Genomic DNA, 16,683 nt, shown 5'->3' on the forward strand with positions numbered 1-16,683 from the left:
GATGCATCACCTGCGGTACTTCCTCGCGGTCGCGCGGGAGCTGAACTTCACGCGCGCCGCCCGGTCGCTGAACATGTCGGTGCCGCCGTTGAGCCAGCGCATCCGCGATCTGGAACGCGAACTCGGTGAACCGCTGTTCGACCGCTCCACCCACCACACCCGGCTGTCGGCGGCCGGGGAGGCGCTGCTGCCGCTGGCCGAGTCGGTCGTGGCGGACTTCGACGCCATCCCCGGGCTGATCAGTTCGCGCGATCAGCGATGCGACGTGCGGCTTGCCGTGCCCGACGTGCTCAATCCGACGCACCGGCGCAACCTCAGCGCGTCGATCAGGTCGCTGGAGGAGCGGTTCCGGTTCACGATCCGCCAGCTGCCGTCGCTGGAGATGGAGTCGGCGCTGCTCAGCCATTCGCTGGACCTGGCGATCTCGCACGTGGGCACGAGCGACGACCGCCTGGCGACGGTGGTGCTGTACCGCGAGCCGCTCGGCGCGGTCGTCGACGCGAGCCATTTTCCCGGCAGGACGTCACTGACCCTGGCGGATCTGCGCGGTTTCACCTACATCCAGGGGCCACGGCACTGGGATCTGGGATCGCACCGCGCCGACCGGCTGGCCGCACAGGGCGTGGTGGTGGACAAGGACGCCCAGTTCACCGACACCAGCGGGCTGCTGGTGTTTCTGCGCAGCACCAAGGGATTCAGTCTCGCTCCGGTGGAGTCGGCGACGGCGCTGGCGCTCGACCCGGAGTGCACGGTCCTGCCCGTCGAGGACCTGGGCGCGACACTCACGACGTACCTGGTGTGGCGTGCCGCCGACGCGCGGTTCGAGCCGGTCGTGCAGGTACTGCGCCGAGCCCGCGACTAGCGAGCTCCATCGGCGCGACACACACTCCACTCCCCCAAACGCGTGTCGTCCGTTCGTGGACACCACCGCCATGCCACCGCGGCACCACGCATGGAGTCCACTGTGGTCGCTGCGTGCGGCATCGGCGCCGCGCGCAGCGAAAGGAGGTTTGCCATGAGGCACAACGTGAAACGGATTCTGGTCGGCATGACCGGGGTCGTCCTGGTGACCGTCGCCGGTACCGGTGTCGCACAGGCCCAGCCGCAGGCTCCTGCCTTCCAGGAACCGCCGCAGACCAAGCAGCTCGGCGGTACCGGCTACGCACCGCCGGGAGGGGCGTGGGGTCCGGTGTCGCAGAGCACGGATTACGTCCTGGGCTACCCCGGGACCGTGATCGACTACAGCTATCAGTCGCAGTCGGATGCGAGCCCCATCCACGCGACGGCCAAGCACTACACCAACGCCCAGGGCAGCGATCCGGGACCCGAGGCGTGGAGCGAGTTCGGAGCGGGCACGACGGGGCGCAGCGGTCCGATGGTGTGGGGCAACGCCGGCGCGTATCCGGCGATGCGGTTCCAGTCGGTGAACGTGCTCGGCGCCCAGGTGACCTGGACCGCAGGCGCGGGTGTGCCGTGAGGTGACCATGCGTAACAGCATCCGCCTGGGTGCGCTCGCCCTCGGCGTCGCAGCGGTGACCGCCTGCGGCGCCGAGGGGCAGCCGAGCGAATCCGCGCAACAGAACGCCGACGAGGTCGTGCGCCACTACATCGAACTTCGCAACCAGGGCGACGTCGACGGAATGCTCGCCCGATCATGCGGCGACCTCTACTCGTGGGGACGGGACGTGGCAGGCAAATCCCGGCAGGAACGACAGCAGATCCTCGCGGCGATGCGCCAACATCCCGTGCGCGTCGAATCGGTGACGATCGACCACGCCGACGGCTACCGTCTCGACGGCACCGTCACCGGCTCGGCACACACCCCCGCCGGCCGCCGCACCGACACCCAACACGTCACCGTGCGCCAATACGACGACGGTTACCGCGTCTGCGCCCTCACCGCACCACGAAAACCACACTGACCACCGTCGTCCGACGCTCGGCGGACGCCGCATCCGTCCCGCGTCCGGCCGGGAGCGGTCAGCCGCGGTAGACCATCTCAGTGGGGACGCTGACGTGCTGGTCGAGCACGTCAGCGGGGTTTGCGTCGAATGCGGATTCGGCCGCAGCCGGCACCGCGTCGGACATCACGTCGGGCGTCACGTCGTCGGACGTGGGCTCGTCCAACTCGACCGGGATCAGCTGGGCCACCCGGTCACCGTCGGCGGCTTCGTGCTGCATCATGGCTTCCTCCGCAAACTGTTCGTCGAGGTTCCCTGACTTCGAGGAGTTGCGACGTCGAGGGATTCAGCGCGTGCCTGCGGTGATCCGCCGGATCACGCGCTGATCTCCTTGCGCTCCCCTCCGCCGGTGATGGCGATCTTGCGCGGTTTCGCCTGTTCGGCGACGGGGATGCGCACGGTCAACACGCCCGCGTCGTAGCTCGCCTGCACCCGGTCGACGTCGAGCGTGTCCCCGAGGAACAGTTGCCGGGAGAACGTCCCACGTGGACGTTCCCCGACCTGGACGTCGTCGCCGTCGCGGTAGTTCGCTTCGCGCTCGGCCTTGACGGTGAGCACGTTGCGCTCGACGTCCAGGTCGATCGAGTCGGCAGAGACACCCGGCAGGTCGAACTCGACGACGTACTCGTCCCCGGAACGGTAGGCGTCCATCGGAATCGCGGCGGGACGCGTCGACGTTCCGTTCTGTCCGAAGAGCTGCTGGGACATGCGGTCCAGCTCCCGGAACGGGTCGGTCCTCATCAGCATGACCACCACCTCCTGTCCAGTCGTTTCGCCTCATACACCGCCCGCGGCCGCCACTCGGGCAGCCGGGACGTCACAACCAGAACCAGCGTTCGGAACCGAGGAATCACGGAAAGCCACCCCGGAGGCCGCGTGCCTCTACGGGGGCGTGAGATGTCGCCTGCTGGGCAGAAGGTCCATCGCCGTCAGCATCGTGAATCACTCCGAAACCGTCTGTCGACCGACTCCAGGTCATTCACCGCTCTACAAATTTTGTATCGACGACTGCAAACTCTGTCAACCCCGCGATTCAGGTCGACGACGAGCACTTTCACCACCCAACCGTCGACCCGGCGCAGCCGGCCAGTCCCGATCTTGACATGCACCGACGAAGACCCGAGATAATAGAAACGATTTTCATTTCTGGTAGCACGGTGGAGACCGTCACCATCGAAGGGATCCCATGAACGACGAGTACTCCGAGTCCGCCGAGTTCATCGACCTGCTCATCGAACCGTTCTGGACGATGCTGCGCCCCGTGCTCACCGAGGCTCTCTCACCGACCTCCCCGACTTCCCCGACGACCGCGACCTCCCCGACGACCGCGGTCGACCTCGGCGCGGGAAGCGGCCACGGCACCCTGTTGCTCGCACAGACGTTGCCGGTGCGGACGTGGTCGCCGTCGAGCCGTCGCCGGGGCTGCGCAGCGCCCTGTTGGCGCGCGTGCACGGCGACGAGGACCTGCGCACCCGCGTCACCGTCCTGCCCTCGTCGTTCCCCGACGTCGAGTTGCCGGAACGGTTCTCCGCGCTCATCGCGATGAACGTGCTCGGTCACTTCGACACCGCGCAGCGGGGCGTGTTGTGGTCGCTGCTGGCCGAACGCCTCGACCGCGGAGGTGTCGCCGTGGTGAACCTCCAGCCGCCCGCCGAGCCGGTACCCGTGCCCGAGTCCGTTGCCTCGACGGCCCGGGTGGGCAGGCTGACCTATGAGGGGCGCGCGAAGGCGGAACCGACCGGCGACGGCACGCTGACGTGGTTCATGACCTACCGCACGCTCGACGGTGAAACCCAGCTCGACGAGCGCACCGTGAGCTACCGGTGGCACCTCGTCGACGCCGACGGCCTGCGCACCGAGACGGCCGCACACGGGCTGACGCTCGCACCGGCGGGCGACCCGGAACTCGGCGTGTACACGATCACCCACACCTGAGGCCGCGACGACTGACTGGGCGCCGCCTTTGCGCGTGCGGTCAAACTCTCTTCAGTTCCGGACAACCGTCAGTGCTCCCCGCGGGCCGACACTGCCTGCAGCGACCGGAATCGGAGGGAGTTCGACGGTGAACACGCCCAGTACACGAACCGGCCACGAGACAGCGACACCGCGGGCACGGCGGACGGCGGCGTGGGCAAGCTTCGTCGGCACCACCGTCGAGTGGTACGACTACCACGTCTACTCGATCGCCTCGGCGCTGCTCATCGGCGACCTGTTCTTTCCGTCGTCGTCCGCCGTCGGAGGCATGCTCGCCGCGTTCGCGACGTTCGCGGTCGGATTCGTCGCCCGCCCCCTCGGCGGAGTCATCGCCGGCCACCTCGGGGACCGGATCGGGCGTAAACGCGTCATGCTGGCCACGCTGCTGCTGATGGGCGCCTCGACCACGCTGATCGGGTTGCTGCCCACCTACGCGTCGATCGGCGCGGCAGCCCCGGCCCTGCTGGTCGTGCTCCGGCTGCTGCAGGGCCTGTCCGCCGGTGGCGAGTGGGGTGGCGCGTCGCTGCTCGCGGTCGAACACGCGCCGGCCCACAAGCGCGGCCTCTACGGCAACTTCACGCAGCTCGGCACGCCCGCAGGCATGTTCATCGCGAACGTCGTGCTGCTCGCCGCCACGTTCGCGCTGCCCGACGACGCGTTCCGCGAGTGGGGCTGGCGCATTCCGTTCCTGGCCAGTTTCGTCATGGTGCTCATCGGTTACTACATCCGGCGCAGGACCGAGGAGAGCCCCGTCTTCCGAGAACTGCGCCAGGCCAAGGAGACCGCACGGGTCCCACTGGTGGAACTGTTCCGCGATCACAAGAAGCGCATGGTGATCGCCATCGGATCGTTCGTCGGCAACAACGCGTGCGGCTACGTGTTCCTGGCGTTCGTCACCGCCTACGGCACGTCGGAACTGGGGCTCTCCCGCAACTTCATGCTCGACGTGTTGCTCGTCGGCTGCGCCACCTGGTTCGCCAGCATGATCGGCTTTGCGAAACTGTCCGATCGCTACGGTCGGCGCCCGGTGTACCTGGGCGGATACCTCGGTATCGTCGTGTGGGCCGTGCCGTTCTTCGCGCTGCTCAACACCGCGGAGCCGGTGCTGGTGTTCCTGGCCGTCGTGGTTCTGACGTTCGGGCTCGCCGCGACGTACGGGCCGCAGGCCGCCCTGTTCGCGGAGCTGTTCCCACCGCAGGTCCGCATGAGCGGCAGTTCCATCTCCTACGCGATCGGCGCCTGCCTCGCAGGCGGGTTCTCCCCGCTGATCGCGACGGCACTGTGGGGCGCGGCCGGCAGTGTCTTCGCCGTGTCGGCGTTCATGATCGTGTTCTGCCTGATCAGCGTGGCGTCGGTGCTGGGACTGCGCCGGTACTCGTCGTCCCTTCCCGAACCCGACGGTTCCCACCGCCGGTTGTGATCCGAGAAAGGAAGTTCATGCTGCGCGACGAAGAGTTCGAACTCGGCCGGGACCTGCGGCGCCGGATGTTCGGCACGGCCGGAGCCGACGACCAGATCGAGTCCACCACCGAACTCACCGACAAACTGCAGGAGATCGTCACCCGCAACGTCTTCGGGGACATCTGGCAACGCCCCGAGCTCGACACCCGGACCAGGAGCATGCTGACGCTCGCGATGCTCGTCGCACTCGGCCGCACGCACGAGGTGCGAATCCACCTGCGCGGAGCGTTGGCCAACGGCGTCACGCCCGAGGAGATCAGGGAGATCATGTTGCACTCGTCGCTCTACTGTGGAATTCCCGCCGCCGTCGACGGAATACGCACCGCGGGAGAGATCTTCGCCGAGGACGGCGTGACGTTCGGGAACGCGTCATGATCCGCGTGGCGTTCATCGGTCTCGGTACGATGGGCGGCCCGATGTCGCGCAACGTCGCGGAGGCGGGTTTTCCCTTGCTGTTGCACGATGCCGACACCGAGCTCGCGCGGAGGCTGGCCGACGAGTACGGCGCGAAGGCCGTGGAATCGTCCGAGGACTTCGCCGACATCGACTGTGTCGTGACGATGCTGCCGACCAGCGCGCACGTGGCCGCCGCACTGACCGGCAGCGAACACCGGCGGTCGATCGCCGAGGTTCTCCCGGACGGTGCCGTCGTCGTCGAGATGAGCTCGTCCAATCCACTCGAGACGGTCGAGCTGTCCACAACCCTCTCGCACCACGGAGTGCGTCTGGTGGACGCGCCCGTCTCGGGGGCCGTCGAGCGCGCCCGCAGCGGCACGTTGTCGATCATGCTCGGAGCCGACGACGAGGAGGCGGCGTCGGTGGCGTTGTCGGTGCTCGACGCTATGAGCGAACGCGTGTTCCGCACCGGGGGAATCGGTACCGGGCACACGATGAAGGCGCTCAACAACTTCGTCGCGGCCGCTGCGTACACGGCCGCGTCCGAAGCGCTCATCGCGGGCGCGCAACGTGGTCTGGACTCGCAGCTGATGGTCGACATCCTCGACGCCTCCACGGGGCAGAGTTTCGTCACGAGCAATGTGCTCGGCCCGCACGTGGTGCAGCAGCAGCACGCATCCGGGTTCTCACTGCCGTTGATGACGAAGGACGTCGGCATCGCGTTGGAGGTCACGCGGGATGCGCTCGGTGACGCGCCGGTGTGCGAGGCGGTGCAGGGACGGCTCGCCGATGCGCTCGAAGCGCTCGGTGCGGTCGACCACACCGAGGCGTTCGAGCACTGGCGTCAACGCGCGAGTTCGCGGTAACGAGCGGGCGGCACCCCGTAGCGGCTTTTGAAGGTGCGGCTGAAGTGCGCCGCGTCGGTGAAACCCCAGCGCCTGCCGATGGCCGCTACGGGTTCGGCCGCCCGTTCCGGGATGGCCAGCTCGCGTCGGCACCGTTCGAGCCGCCTGCCTCGGATCCACGCGCTCAGGGTGGTGCCGTCGTTGCTGAAGAGGTTCTGCACGTGGCGGGGCGAGACGAAGTGCGTGGCCGCGATCCGGCCGGGTGAGAGATCTTCGTCGGCGAGGTGCTGGTCGATCCAGTCCTTGATGTCGGCCAGCGTGGGCGCGCCGTGCGGCTCGACATCCGTGTCGAGTACGTCGACCAGCAGGGTGGTCACGAGGTCGAGCGCGTTGTGGGTGAACCGCATCGCCTGCGTCTCCGACAGTTCGAGCACTGTCGCCCCGAGTTCGCGCAGGAACGGCACGACGAGCCTGCCCGCGGGGTCGTTCCCGTGGACCGGGAGCGCGGTGACGGCACTCAGTTGCCGGTCGGTGAGGTCGATCGCCGACCGGGGGAACGCGAAGACGAGGCAGCGGATCGTTTCGTCGAACGCGAGGGTGTAGGGCCGTGCGGTGTCGTAGATCGCGGCGTCGCCGGGGTGCAGGGTGGCCTGTCTGCCGTCCTGGACCACGAGGCCGGTGCCGGTCAGCTGCACGCTGAGTTTGAGTACGGCGGGGTCGCGCGGTGAGATCTGGGAGGGCGCGCGGATGACGCGATGCGAGTCGGCGGTGATCTCGGCGACGGACACGTGCCGTAGTGCGCGTTCACGGAGGGTGCCGGAGAAGGTTTCGCCTTGGTCGCTGACGAGGCGCACGGGGACGAACCGGTGCCCGAGCATCGCTTTCCATTCGTCGAAGCCACGGGCGTGGTGGATACCGCTGTCGTCTCGGCTGACGGACCGTGTCGCGCTGGTCATGGCCGCTCCTCGTGGGGACTGGCGGGTGCGTCGTTGCACTCGCCCTGCGAGCTTCGACCAGGCTACGCCGCAAGTCCAGCCGTACCCCCGCGCGAGCGCCCACGCCCGGGCACAGGAGCGAACAACCAGGACCTGCTCCAGCACCGGGATACACCCGCGGACGCGAAACCACCGGCCCAGGAGCGAAGCGAGAAGTTCATCGACGCCGTCATGCCGGACATCCGGGCCGATGGCTAGGTCGGCTCTGCGCGGGCTCATGAAGGAGCACCGCATCGCCGTGGGCGGTCGTGCGCTCAACGTCGCGGAAGGTCCCGACAACAGTCCGCCCGTGGTGCTGCTACACGGGCAAGCGGCGCGTTGACAGGACTTCCGGCGCGTGCTGCCCACGCTCACGAAACAGCATCGCGTGATCGCGATCGACGTCCCCGGGCACGGCACGTCCGAGCACCTGGACCACGACGAGTACACGTGCGTCACCGTCGGCGAGCTCCTCGCCGGCGTCATCGAGACGCTCACCGACGAGGCCGTCCTTCTGGCGGGGCACTCGTCCGGTGGCGTGCTCGCGCTGCGGATCGCGGCGGAGTATCGCATCTGGTTCCTGCCGCGAGCGGTCGACGTCTGGTTCGAGGGAATGGTCACGTACGACCCCGCATTCGGGAGCTCCTGGAACACGGGACGCTGGCACGAGGGCTTCGACACCGGCGCCGCACTGGCCGCCGTCCGCGCACCGACGACGCTGATCCACACGCGGTGGTGGCACGACAAGCACGGCACCTCATACGACGAGAACGGCGTGCTCAAGGCGGCGATGGACGTCGACGATGCCTCGCGCGCACTCGAGCGGCTCGCCGCCGCGGAGCTCGTGCTGATCTCGGGCGGGCACCTTGTGTACTTCGAGCGGCCGCGGGACTACCTCACCGCGCTCGCCGGGCTGGAGGTGCGCAGCGCGCGGCACCGCGAGTGATCGCGTTCGGCCATCCGCCGCTCGGTGGGCCTCGGCTAACGGCTGCCACCGGGCCCGTTCGCCATGGCCAGCGCGCTCACGGCGGCGGTCAGGGCGGATGCCGACGGTGTCGCCTCCGGCTCGATGAGCCACTGCAACGCCGTGCCGATGATGACGGCAAGGACGAGGGATCCGAGCTGCCGGCCGGTCTCGTCTACGGCGGCAGGCTCGATGTCGAGCAGCATCGCGGCGATGCTCCGACGGTTGCGCTCATAGGTCGCGGCGAGCTGCTCCTGCACCTCGGGCGCGAACTCCGCTTCGGCGAATGCATGCACGCTCGCCACGAGCGTGGCCCGCTGCTCGACGGACCCGGCGAGGAAGCCCTCGAGGAACTGCTCTAAGCGCGCGAGCGGCTCGGCCGCCCCCCAACCGACGCGAGCCTGCTCGATCGCGGTGCCCCACTCATCGAACGACTCGAGGACCGCGGCGTTGAGCAGTGCCTCCTTCGAGCCGAAGTGGTAGCCGATCGCGGCGAGATTCGCGCCCGATACAGCGGTGATGTCACGCGCCGTCGTACGCGAGTACCCCTTCTCGGCGATACACCGCTTCGCCCCGGCAAGGAGATCCTGACGCTGTCCCATACACCCGATCCTAACTCGAAGCCGTACATCCGTCTTGTACGTCTGTCTTGTACATATGTATCAGACGTGTGTACGGTGATCCCATGCCCCTCACGACACCCCTCGCGCAACTGCAGGCCGTCGAGGCGGACACCCACGGCCTCAGCGTCGCCGCGGTCGTCGGAGCAGCCGTGCTCGCGCTCGCCGCGGTCGGCGCCGGGCTCGCACTGCGCACCGTGACGACCCCGCAGTTCACCCACACCAAGGGATAACAGCTCCATGAGCAACGACAGCATCCGAGTCCCGCGAGTTCAGGCCTACGTCGGCGCCACGGTCATCGACGCCACGGGAGCGCCGCCGCGACCAGACCAGACCGTGATCGTCATCGACCGCGTGATCACGGCAGTGGGTCCGGCGAGCCACGTCCCTCTCCCCCGAGGGGCCGTGGTCCGCGACATCCGCGGCAAGTACCTGATCCCCGGCCTCACCGACATGCACGTCCACAGCGAGTCGGAGACCGACGACCCACGCCACTTCGCCAACCTGTATGTCGCGAACGGCGTGACCGCTGTGCGCGAGATGTGGGGCCGGCCACGGCTACACCAGATCCGTCAGATGATCGAGTCCAGCGAACTGCTCGGGCCTCGTATGACCATCGCCAGCCCGCTGCTCGACGGCAGCCCCGCCCTGTGGTCCGACGTCCCGGACACTCCGGTCGTCACGGTCGACTCACGTGCACAGGCGCGGCGTGCCGTGGCGGAGGCGATCGACGGCGGAGCGGACTTCATCAAGGTGTACTCCCGCCTGGGGTCGGAAGCCTATCGGGCCGTCCTCGCTGAGGCACAGCTGCGCGGGACCACCGTCGCCGGCCATCGGTCGGATTATGTGCCGTTCCCCGAGCAGATCGAGTCGGGACAGCGGTCGTTCGAGCACCTCTTCGGTGGCATCTGGCCGGCCGCATCCTCGGACATGGATCGGCTCGAAGCGGCCATGTCTCGAATCCAGACGTACCCCGAGTTCCACCTGGGCAGCTGGATCAAGCAGGTCAGCCGGATCGAGTGGGAGGCCGTCGCGTCCTACCGCCCTGCGAGGGCGGCGTCCATCTTCGAACGACTCGTCGCTGCGGATGTCGCCTACACGCCGACCCTCGCGGTCCACACGGTGATCGACCGGCCCGAGTCGATCCGACTCGACGACGAGCGGATGGAGTACATGGCGCCCGGCACACCCGACTCCTGGGACTTCCTTCGTACGGAGATCTACTGCGGGGGTCACCGTTCCCCAGCGGAAGCCGAGCAGCACCGCGAATTGCACGATTGGCGCCTGGCGACCGTGGGTGCCATGGACGAGGCAGGCGTCAGGCTGCTCGCCGGCACCGACTTGGTCGGCCCCGGGCTCTATCCCGGGTTCAGCCTGCATGTCGAACTCGAACAGCTCGTTGCAGCGGGCCTGACCCCGATGCGCGCCCTCCAGTGCGCCACGCTGGAACCGGCCAGGTTCCTCGGGCGCGAGCAGTGGGCGGGAACGGTGGAGGCGGGCCGCGTGGCCGACCTAGTGATCCTAGATGCGGACCCGATGAGCGACATCCGCAACACCCAGTCCATTCATGCGGTCATGGTCGACGGCTATCACGTTGACCATGCCGAGCGTGGGGAACTGCTGACGACCGCGCGACGGATCGCGAAGGGCGACCGATGAACCTCCGTCCGACACGCTCAGCCCATCGAGACACCGCGTGGTTCCCCCGAGAGGGCCATCCGCTATGACCGGCGCATCCCGCGGCGCCATCATTGATGCCCCCGCAGCACGTGTGCACGACATCCTGCTCGCTACACCGGAGCTGCCCGACTGGAATCCTGCCTTCGTACGGGTCGACGGCCCGGCGCGCGCCACAATCGGCGTCGAGTATCGACTGGACGTCATCCGGGGGCTCCGCGGCACCCTCACCTACACCCACATCGACGCCGAGATGATCGTCATGTCGTGGACAGTGGCGTTCCTGAGCGAGACCGGTGCGTGGACCCTGGCACCACACGCAACGCCGCACCAGACTCGCGTCACGCATGAGGTCGAGCGCCGCGGTGCGCTGGCCGCGATCCTAGGGCGGTCCCTCGACAGCCTTCCGGGGCTGCGGCTTGAACGCCTCGCGGAGCGAGCCGCCGCACGACCTACGACATGATGGCAGCGGCCCTTCCATCGCCTCGCAGTCGCACGCTCGTGCCGCGAGGCTGCCACGCAAGGAGCGACGAACCGTGACCAACCGGTCAAGCCCCGTCGATCTGGCGGCCTGGTGCGCGTACGCAGCGATCGCGGTCGCCTTGCCGACCGCACTGTGGCGGCTTCCCCTGGCCATGGGTGCCACGCTCGGCACGCCGGATGCCTGGCGCGAGCAGCAGGACATCCCGGGGGGAGGAACGTGGTACCTGCTCGTGCTGTCGGCCATGCAGCTCGTAGCCATCGGCTGCATGCTCTTGCTCGCGGTCGAGCCGAAGCAGGTGACCCCCCGCTGGCTGCCCGCTCGCCTGAATCGCGTCGTGCCGGCGGCCGTCGGCGGCGCCGGCCTGGCCGGTGCACTGGTGCTGGCTTTGCTCGTGACGATGTCGATCATCGCCTGGGACAAAGTCGACCCGTTCGCCGGCACTGCCTACGACGCCTGGGCATGGCTGTGCGCCGTCTGCTATCTGCTCGCCGCCCTCTGGCCACCGCTACTCGGCGTGGCCTCCATCGTGTACATCCGTCGCCACCGGGCTGAACCGTCCGCGGGTTGAGGACGCGAACCGGACCCGGCACCGCTGCACGGTCGTCAGCTCTACGGGCCGTGAACCTCAAGGCACAACCTACGAGGGATCACCTACTGGCTCGTCGGCGATCGGCGGTGCCGCAGCCTGGGCAACACCCGCGGCCGCCACCGCAGCGAGCGCTCGTTCCAGGACCTGCAGGTCCTCCAAGGTCTCGACCTCGGTGACACGTCCCCAGACCAACGTCAGGAACTGGAAGACGGTGTTCTCGTACCGTGCGCCGTCAGGAAGCGCTCCCGAGACGTGAGAACGCACTGCGACGCGGGTACGCCACGGACCGCCAGGTACCAGCACCTCTTGCACATCGAAGTGAATGCCCGGGAGCAACTGCGTCGCTCGCTTCCACCATCTTCACTCGCCGGAACGCGTCGAGATTGGGCCACCAGCCGCAACGACTCCACTGCCTGGCGGGTGCGTCGTTGCACTCGCCCTGCGAGCTTCGACCAGGCTACGCCGCAAGTCCAGCCGTACCCCCGCACGAGCGCCCACGCCCGGGCACAGGAGCGAACAACCAGGACCTGCTCCAGCACCGGGATACACCCGCGGACGCGAAACCACCGGCCCAGGAGCGAAGCGAGTGTTCGCGGCTCTCACCGCTGCCTGTGCGAAATAATGTACCCCATCGCTTCGGGGGCTCTGCACAGGGGGTCCATCGGGGCGTCACCGGGGGTCCATGTGCCCGGTGACCGGCGCTGTCACGCGTGGTCGCGCAGGTGTGCGCTGATGGGGACGACCAGCGGGGTTCCTGCGACGGGGTCGGGCAGGACCTTCGCGTCGAGGCCGAAGACGTCGGACAGCAGCTGTTCGGTGAGTACCTCGCCGGGTGGTCCTTGGGCGACGATGCGTCCTTCGTTCATGGCGACGAGCGTGTGGGCGTAGCGGGCGGCGAGGTTGAGGTCGTGGAGCACCATGACGACGGTGGTGCCGCGTTCGGTGTGGAGGCGGTGGGCGAGGTCGAGGACCTCCACCTGGTGTGCGAGGTCGAGGTAGGTGATGGGTTCGTCGAGCAGCAGGAGCGAGGTGTCCTGGGCGAGGGTCATCGAGATCCAGGCGCGTTGGCGTTGTCCGCCGGACAGTTCGTCGACGACGCGGTCGGCGTAGGCGTCCATGCCGGTGACGGCGAGTGCGTGGGTGACGGCGTCCTCGTCGTCGGCCGACCATTGGCGGTACCAGCGTTGGTGGGGCTGCCGTCCACGTGAGACGAGGTCGCCGACGGTCAGTCCTTCGGGGGCGCTCGGGGTCTGGGGCAGCACTCCGACGTGCTTGGCGACCTCCTTGGTCGGCAAGCGGTCGATGCGCCGTCCGTCGAGCAGCACCGCTCCGCCGCGGGGCCGCAGCAGTCTGCCCATGCCGCGCAGCAACGTCGACTTTCCGCAGCCGTTCGGGCCGATGATGACGGTGATCTCGTCGTCGGCGACGTCGAGGTCGAGTCCGTCGACGACGGTCCGCTCGTCGTAGCCCAAGCGAACCGCATCGACCTGCAGGCGGCATCCGGTCATGCCCGGACCTCCTTACGCGTGCGCAGGAACAGGAAGATCAGGTAGGGGGCGCCGAGCACGGCGGTGAGCACGCCGACGGGCAGATCGCCTGCGACGAGCCGCACGCACAGGTCGGCGCTCACGGTGAGCAGCGCGCCGAGGATCATCGAACCGACGAGCGGTGGTTGCGGGGTGCGGACCAGGCGCAGCGCGATCTGCGGTGTGGCCAGCGCGACGAACGTGAGGGGGCCGGCGACCGCGGTGGCGACGGCGGCCAGCGCCGTCGCGAGCAGCAGCAGCGTGGCGCGCGCGGCGTCGACGCGGATCCCGATCCCGCGCGCGGTCTCGTCCCCGAACTGCAGACCGCCGAGGGTGTGCGCGGCGGCGAGGGTCACCGGCACGAGCAGGCCCAGTGCCAGCGCGACCGGTGCGATGGCCTCCCAGCCGACGCCTGCGAGGTTGCCGACGATCCACGTGGTCGCCCGCGTGGCGTCGTCGACGTCGCCGATCGTGAGCAGCCAGTACACGACGTTGCTGCCGATCGCGGCGAGACCGATCCCGACGAGCACCATCCGGTACCCCTCGATGCCCCGCCGCCAGGCCAACGCGTAGAGCAGGAGCCCGGCGACCAGACCGCCGCTCAGCCCGGCCAGCGGTACGCCGAGTTCGGCGGCGGCGCCGCTGACCTGACCGGCCGAGCCCCCGAGCACGATCACCGACACGGCACCGACGCCGGCTCCCCACGTGACGCCGAGGATGTCCGGACTGGCCAGCGGGTTGCGCGCGATCGTCTGGAACAGCGCACCGGCGAGGCCGAACGCGGCCCCCACGAGGACGCCCGCGAGCGTGCGCGGCAGCCGGAGGTCGACGATGATGCCGGTCTCGCGCTCGTCCCCTCCCCCGGCCAGCGTCCGCAGCACGTCGAGGACCTCGATGTCGGAGCTGCCCCTGCCGATGTTCACCGCGGCCACGAGCACGAGCGCCGCGAGGCACAGCACGGGAACGAGCACCGACCGCGGCCGGAACGCCCCGGCGACCTTCCCGGCGCGCACGTGCTTGCGGCCCGGCACGGGTGCGATGTCGCGCACGGCCCTCATATCTTGCTCAACCCCCGACGCCGGACCAGGTGGATGAAACCGGGCGCGCCGACGGCGGCCAGCAGGATGCCGACCTCCAGCCGGTCGCCCGCGACGAGTCGGCCGAGCACGTCCGCGGCCAGCACGAGCACGGCGCCGAGCAGTCCGGCGTACGGCACGAGCCAGCGGTAGTCGGGTCCGGTGATCGCCCGTGCGATGTGAGGTACGAGCAGTCCCACGAACGCGATCGGTCCGCACGCCGACACGGCGGCCCCGACCAGCAGCGTGATGGCGACGATGCCGAGGATCCGCGTGCGGCGCACGTCCCGGCCCAGCGCCGTCGAGACGTCCTCGCCGAGCGCGAGGCTGTTGAGCCCCGGAGTGTTCGCCAGCGCCAGGAGCAGGCCGATGAGCAGGAACGGTGCGAGCTGTCCGCCGACGGCCAGTTCCCGTCCCGCGATCGACCCGACGTGCCAGAACCGGTACATCTCCATGCCCTGCCGGTCGCCGAGGACGATGGCCGAGAGCAGCCCGTACAGCAACGCGCTGACCGCCGCGCCCGCGAGCGCGAGCGTCACGGGCGTGGCACCGCCGCGGACGGTGCCGAGCACGAACACGACGACGGCCGCGATCAACGCGCCCGCGAAGCCGAACCAGATGTAGGTACTCAGCGACGTGACACCGAACACGACGACGGCGAGCACCACCCCCAGCGCCGCTCCCTGGTTCACCCCGAGCAGACCGGGGTCGGCGAGCGGGTTGCGGGTGTGCCCCTGCATCAACGCTCCGCCGACGCCGAGCGCGATGCCTGCCAGCACGCCCAGCACGGTGCGCGGCACCCGCAGCGACCGGACGATGATGTCGTGCTCGCCACTGCCGGGTGCGACGAGCGCACGCCAGACGACATCGAGCGGTACGGGGTGCGCACCGTAGGCCAGGCTGGCCGCCACGGCGGCGATCAGCGCGAGGACCAGGGCGAACAGGCCCAGCAGCCGCCGGGTGCGCCGCCTCCGCAACGCGCCTCCGGCCGCGCTCGGCGGGGTCGCCGCGAACGTGGCGTTCATCGCGCCCGCTCCTTGCAGCTTTCCTTAACGACCCTTCCGCAAACCGCAGCGGTCGTTTATGGTCTCGAGGCCTGTTAGGGAAGCCTAACCGAATGAGAAAGGTAGGCAATGATGCGCTTGTCTCATCCACGGCGCACGGCCGGCACGGCTGTGGCCCTCGGACTCGCGGCGTGCCTCGGCCTGACGGCCTGCGCGTCGAACGAGAGCGCACCGTCCGGATCCGGGGAGCAGGGCGGGTTCCCCCGCACCATCTCCGACTCCATGGGCGAGGTCACCGTCGAGAAACAGCCGCAGAAGGTCGCGGCGTTGGATTCGAGCTACGCCGACGCGGCTGCCTCTCTCGAGACCGACGTCGTGGCGTACACGAAGTACCCGTCGTCGGACGGGCTGCCCGACTACCTCGGAAAGGACAAACGGTTCCTCGAGGGCGGCAAGGAGATCGGCGACCTGTCCGCACCGGACGTCGAAGCGCTGTACGACGTGCAGCCCGATCTGATCGTCTCGGCCAAGATCCGCCACGAGGCGATCCACTCCGAGCTGTCCAATGTGGCCCCGACGGTGTTCAGCGAGTCGACGGGCGCGACGTGGAAGGACAACATCCGCCTGCTGGCCAAGGCGCTCGGCAAGGAACAACTCGCCGAACGCAAGATCGGCGAGTACGAGCAGCGGGCACAGGCCATCGGCGAGGCCATCGAGAAGAAGGAGGGCTCGATGCCCACCTACTCCCTCGTGCGGTTCATCGAGGGCGAGCAGACGGTCCGGCTGTACGCCAGCAACTCGTTCCCGGCCATCGTCATGCGCGACGTCGGCCTGAAGCGGCCGAAGGGTCAGCCCGACACCACCGACGACATCTCCGTCGACCTCAGTCAGGAGGACATCGGCAAGCTCGACGCCGACCGCGTGTTCGTCTCGTCCTACGCCGACGCCACGCAGAAGGCCGCGGACCCGAAGAAGAAGTTCGAGTCGAATCCGCTGTGGAGCAAGCTTTCCGGCGACCTCACCGACGTCGACGACGAGACCTGGTACGTCTCGGTCAGCCTGCAGGGTGCGCACGCGATGCTCGACGACATCGCCGAGCAGTACGGCGTCGACCCGGCCAAGAGCTGAGCCG

General features: G+C 68.8%; 21 protein-coding genes. 13 read left to right on the forward strand and 8 right to left on the reverse strand.

The window, feature by feature from the left end:
- Position 1: 1 nt before the first annotated feature.
- The 3 genes from IF64_RS0108290 (at position 2) to IF64_RS0108300 (ending at position 1,922) form a co-directional block, all read left to right on the forward strand.
- Positions 2 to 862 carry a LysR family transcriptional regulator gene (locus tag IF64_RS0108290; protein ID WP_048808173.1) on the forward strand — a complete coding sequence of 287 codons (861 nt, stop codon included), beginning with the start codon at positions 2 to 4 and terminating at the stop codon, positions 860 to 862.
- Positions 863 to 1,015: 153 nt separating this feature from the next.
- Positions 1,016 to 1,477 (forward strand): hypothetical protein, encoded by a 462-nt coding sequence (locus tag IF64_RS0108295; protein ID WP_030531449.1) that lies wholly within the window; start codon positions 1,016 to 1,018, stop codon positions 1,475 to 1,477.
- 7 nt (positions 1,478 to 1,484) lie between these two features.
- Positions 1,485 to 1,922 carry a hypothetical protein gene (locus IF64_RS0108300; RefSeq protein ID WP_048808172.1) on the forward strand — a complete coding sequence of 146 codons (438 nt, stop codon included), beginning with the start codon at positions 1,485 to 1,487 and terminating at the stop codon, positions 1,920 to 1,922.
- Between the two features lie 58 nt (positions 1,923 to 1,980).
- Here IF64_RS0108300 and IF64_RS0108305 read toward each other — a convergent pair whose 3' ends face one another.
- Both IF64_RS0108305 and IF64_RS0108310 read right to left on the reverse strand, forming a co-directional pair.
- On the reverse strand, positions 1,981 to 2,184 hold the full coding sequence (locus IF64_RS0108305; RefSeq protein ID WP_030531451.1) for a hypothetical protein: 204 nt from the start codon (positions 2,182 to 2,184) through the stop codon (positions 1,981 to 1,983).
- A gap of 92 nt (positions 2,185 to 2,276) precedes the next feature.
- Positions 2,277 to 2,708: an Hsp20/alpha crystallin family protein gene (locus tag IF64_RS0108310; protein WP_030531452.1), complete on the reverse strand. Its 432-nt coding sequence runs from the start codon at positions 2,706 to 2,708 to the stop codon at positions 2,277 to 2,279.
- Between the two features lie 648 nt (positions 2,709 to 3,356).
- Between IF64_RS0108310 and IF64_RS25310 the strand changes: the two genes are divergently transcribed.
- From IF64_RS25310 to IF64_RS0108330, 4 genes are all read left to right on the forward strand, one after another.
- On the forward strand, positions 3,357 to 3,896 hold the full coding sequence (locus tag IF64_RS25310; RefSeq protein ID WP_051757560.1) for a class I SAM-dependent methyltransferase: 540 nt from the start codon (positions 3,357 to 3,359) through the stop codon (positions 3,894 to 3,896).
- A 127-nt stretch (positions 3,897 to 4,023) separates the two neighbouring features.
- A complete protein-coding gene (locus IF64_RS0108320) occupies positions 4,024 to 5,355 on the forward strand; it encodes an MFS transporter (RefSeq protein ID WP_051757561.1) in 1,332 nt (443 codons plus the stop codon).
- Between the two features lie 17 nt (positions 5,356 to 5,372).
- A complete protein-coding gene (locus IF64_RS0108325) occupies positions 5,373 to 5,771 on the forward strand; it encodes a carboxymuconolactone decarboxylase family protein (protein WP_030531454.1) in 399 nt (132 codons plus the stop codon).
- Entirely contained in the window at positions 5,768 to 6,658 is an 891-nt protein-coding gene (locus IF64_RS0108330) for an NAD(P)-dependent oxidoreductase (RefSeq protein ID WP_030531455.1), read from the forward strand. The genes IF64_RS0108325 and IF64_RS0108330 overlap by 4 nt, the downstream gene beginning before the upstream one ends.
- On the opposite strand, the gene IF64_RS0108335 is transcribed toward IF64_RS0108330, so the two are convergent.
- Positions 6,637 to 7,593, reverse strand: a complete 957-nt coding sequence (locus IF64_RS0108335) for an AraC-like ligand-binding domain-containing protein (RefSeq protein ID WP_030531456.1) — start codon at positions 7,591 to 7,593, stop codon at positions 6,637 to 6,639. The two genes, IF64_RS0108330 and IF64_RS0108335, sit on opposite strands and share 22 nt — an antisense overlap.
- Before the next feature lie 376 nt (positions 7,594 to 7,969).
- Between IF64_RS0108335 and IF64_RS0108345 the strand changes: the two genes are divergently transcribed.
- Positions 7,970 to 8,557, forward strand: a complete 588-nt coding sequence (locus tag IF64_RS0108345; protein WP_030531457.1) for an alpha/beta fold hydrolase — start codon at positions 7,970 to 7,972, stop codon at positions 8,555 to 8,557.
- Between the two features lie 35 nt (positions 8,558 to 8,592).
- On the opposite strand, the gene IF64_RS0108350 is transcribed toward IF64_RS0108345, so the two are convergent.
- Positions 8,593 to 9,177, reverse strand: a complete 585-nt coding sequence (locus IF64_RS0108350; protein WP_030531458.1) for a TetR/AcrR family transcriptional regulator — start codon at positions 9,175 to 9,177, stop codon at positions 8,593 to 8,595.
- A gap of 83 nt (positions 9,178 to 9,260) precedes the next feature.
- Here IF64_RS0108350 and IF64_RS27070 point away from each other — a divergent pair, with 83 nt between their 5' ends.
- From IF64_RS27070 to IF64_RS0108370, 4 genes are all read left to right on the forward strand, one after another.
- Entirely contained in the window at positions 9,261 to 9,428 is a 168-nt protein-coding gene (locus IF64_RS27070; protein WP_157575504.1) for a hypothetical protein, read from the forward strand.
- 7 nt (positions 9,429 to 9,435) lie between these two features.
- On the forward strand, positions 9,436 to 10,854 hold the full coding sequence (locus tag IF64_RS0108360; protein WP_030531459.1) for an amidohydrolase family protein: 1,419 nt from the start codon (positions 9,436 to 9,438) through the stop codon (positions 10,852 to 10,854).
- Between the two features lie 64 nt (positions 10,855 to 10,918).
- Positions 10,919 to 11,335: an SRPBCC family protein gene (locus tag IF64_RS0108365; protein ID WP_084705725.1), complete on the forward strand. Its 417-nt coding sequence runs from the start codon at positions 10,919 to 10,921 to the stop codon at positions 11,333 to 11,335.
- Positions 11,336 to 11,408: 73 nt separating this feature from the next.
- Positions 11,409 to 11,924, forward strand: coding sequence for a hypothetical protein (locus tag IF64_RS0108370; protein ID WP_030531461.1), 516 nt, complete (start codon positions 11,409 to 11,411; stop codon positions 11,922 to 11,924).
- Between the two features lie 69 nt (positions 11,925 to 11,993).
- Here IF64_RS0108370 and IF64_RS0108375 read toward each other — a convergent pair whose 3' ends face one another.
- From IF64_RS0108375 to IF64_RS0108390, 4 genes are all read right to left on the reverse strand, one after another.
- A complete protein-coding gene (locus tag IF64_RS0108375; protein WP_051757563.1) occupies positions 11,994 to 12,209 on the reverse strand; it encodes a hypothetical protein in 216 nt (71 codons plus the stop codon).
- Between the two features lie 440 nt (positions 12,210 to 12,649).
- A complete protein-coding gene (locus IF64_RS0108380) occupies positions 12,650 to 13,453 on the reverse strand; it encodes an ABC transporter ATP-binding protein (RefSeq protein ID WP_030531463.1) in 804 nt (267 codons plus the stop codon).
- A complete protein-coding gene (locus IF64_RS0108385) occupies positions 13,450 to 14,529 on the reverse strand; it encodes a FecCD family ABC transporter permease (RefSeq protein ID WP_030531464.1) in 1,080 nt (359 codons plus the stop codon). Before IF64_RS0108385 ends, IF64_RS0108380 begins: the two co-directional genes overlap by 4 nt.
- Positions 14,526 to 15,572 carry a FecCD family ABC transporter permease gene (locus IF64_RS0108390; protein WP_030531465.1) on the reverse strand — a complete coding sequence of 349 codons (1,047 nt, stop codon included), beginning with the start codon at positions 15,570 to 15,572 and terminating at the stop codon, positions 14,526 to 14,528. Before IF64_RS0108390 ends, IF64_RS0108385 begins: the two co-directional genes overlap by 4 nt.
- 108 nt (positions 15,573 to 15,680) lie before the next feature.
- On the opposite strand from IF64_RS0108390, the gene IF64_RS0108395 reads away from it, so the two are divergent.
- Positions 15,681 to 16,679 carry an ABC transporter substrate-binding protein gene (locus tag IF64_RS0108395; protein WP_030531466.1) on the forward strand — a complete coding sequence of 333 codons (999 nt, stop codon included), beginning with the start codon at positions 15,681 to 15,683 and terminating at the stop codon, positions 16,677 to 16,679.
- The last annotated feature ends 4 nt before the right edge of the window (positions 16,680 to 16,683 follow it).

The organism is Prauserella rugosa (assembly GCF_000719975.1).
Taxonomy (GTDB): domain Bacteria; phylum Actinomycetota; class Actinomycetes; order Mycobacteriales; family Pseudonocardiaceae; genus Prauserella; species Prauserella rugosa.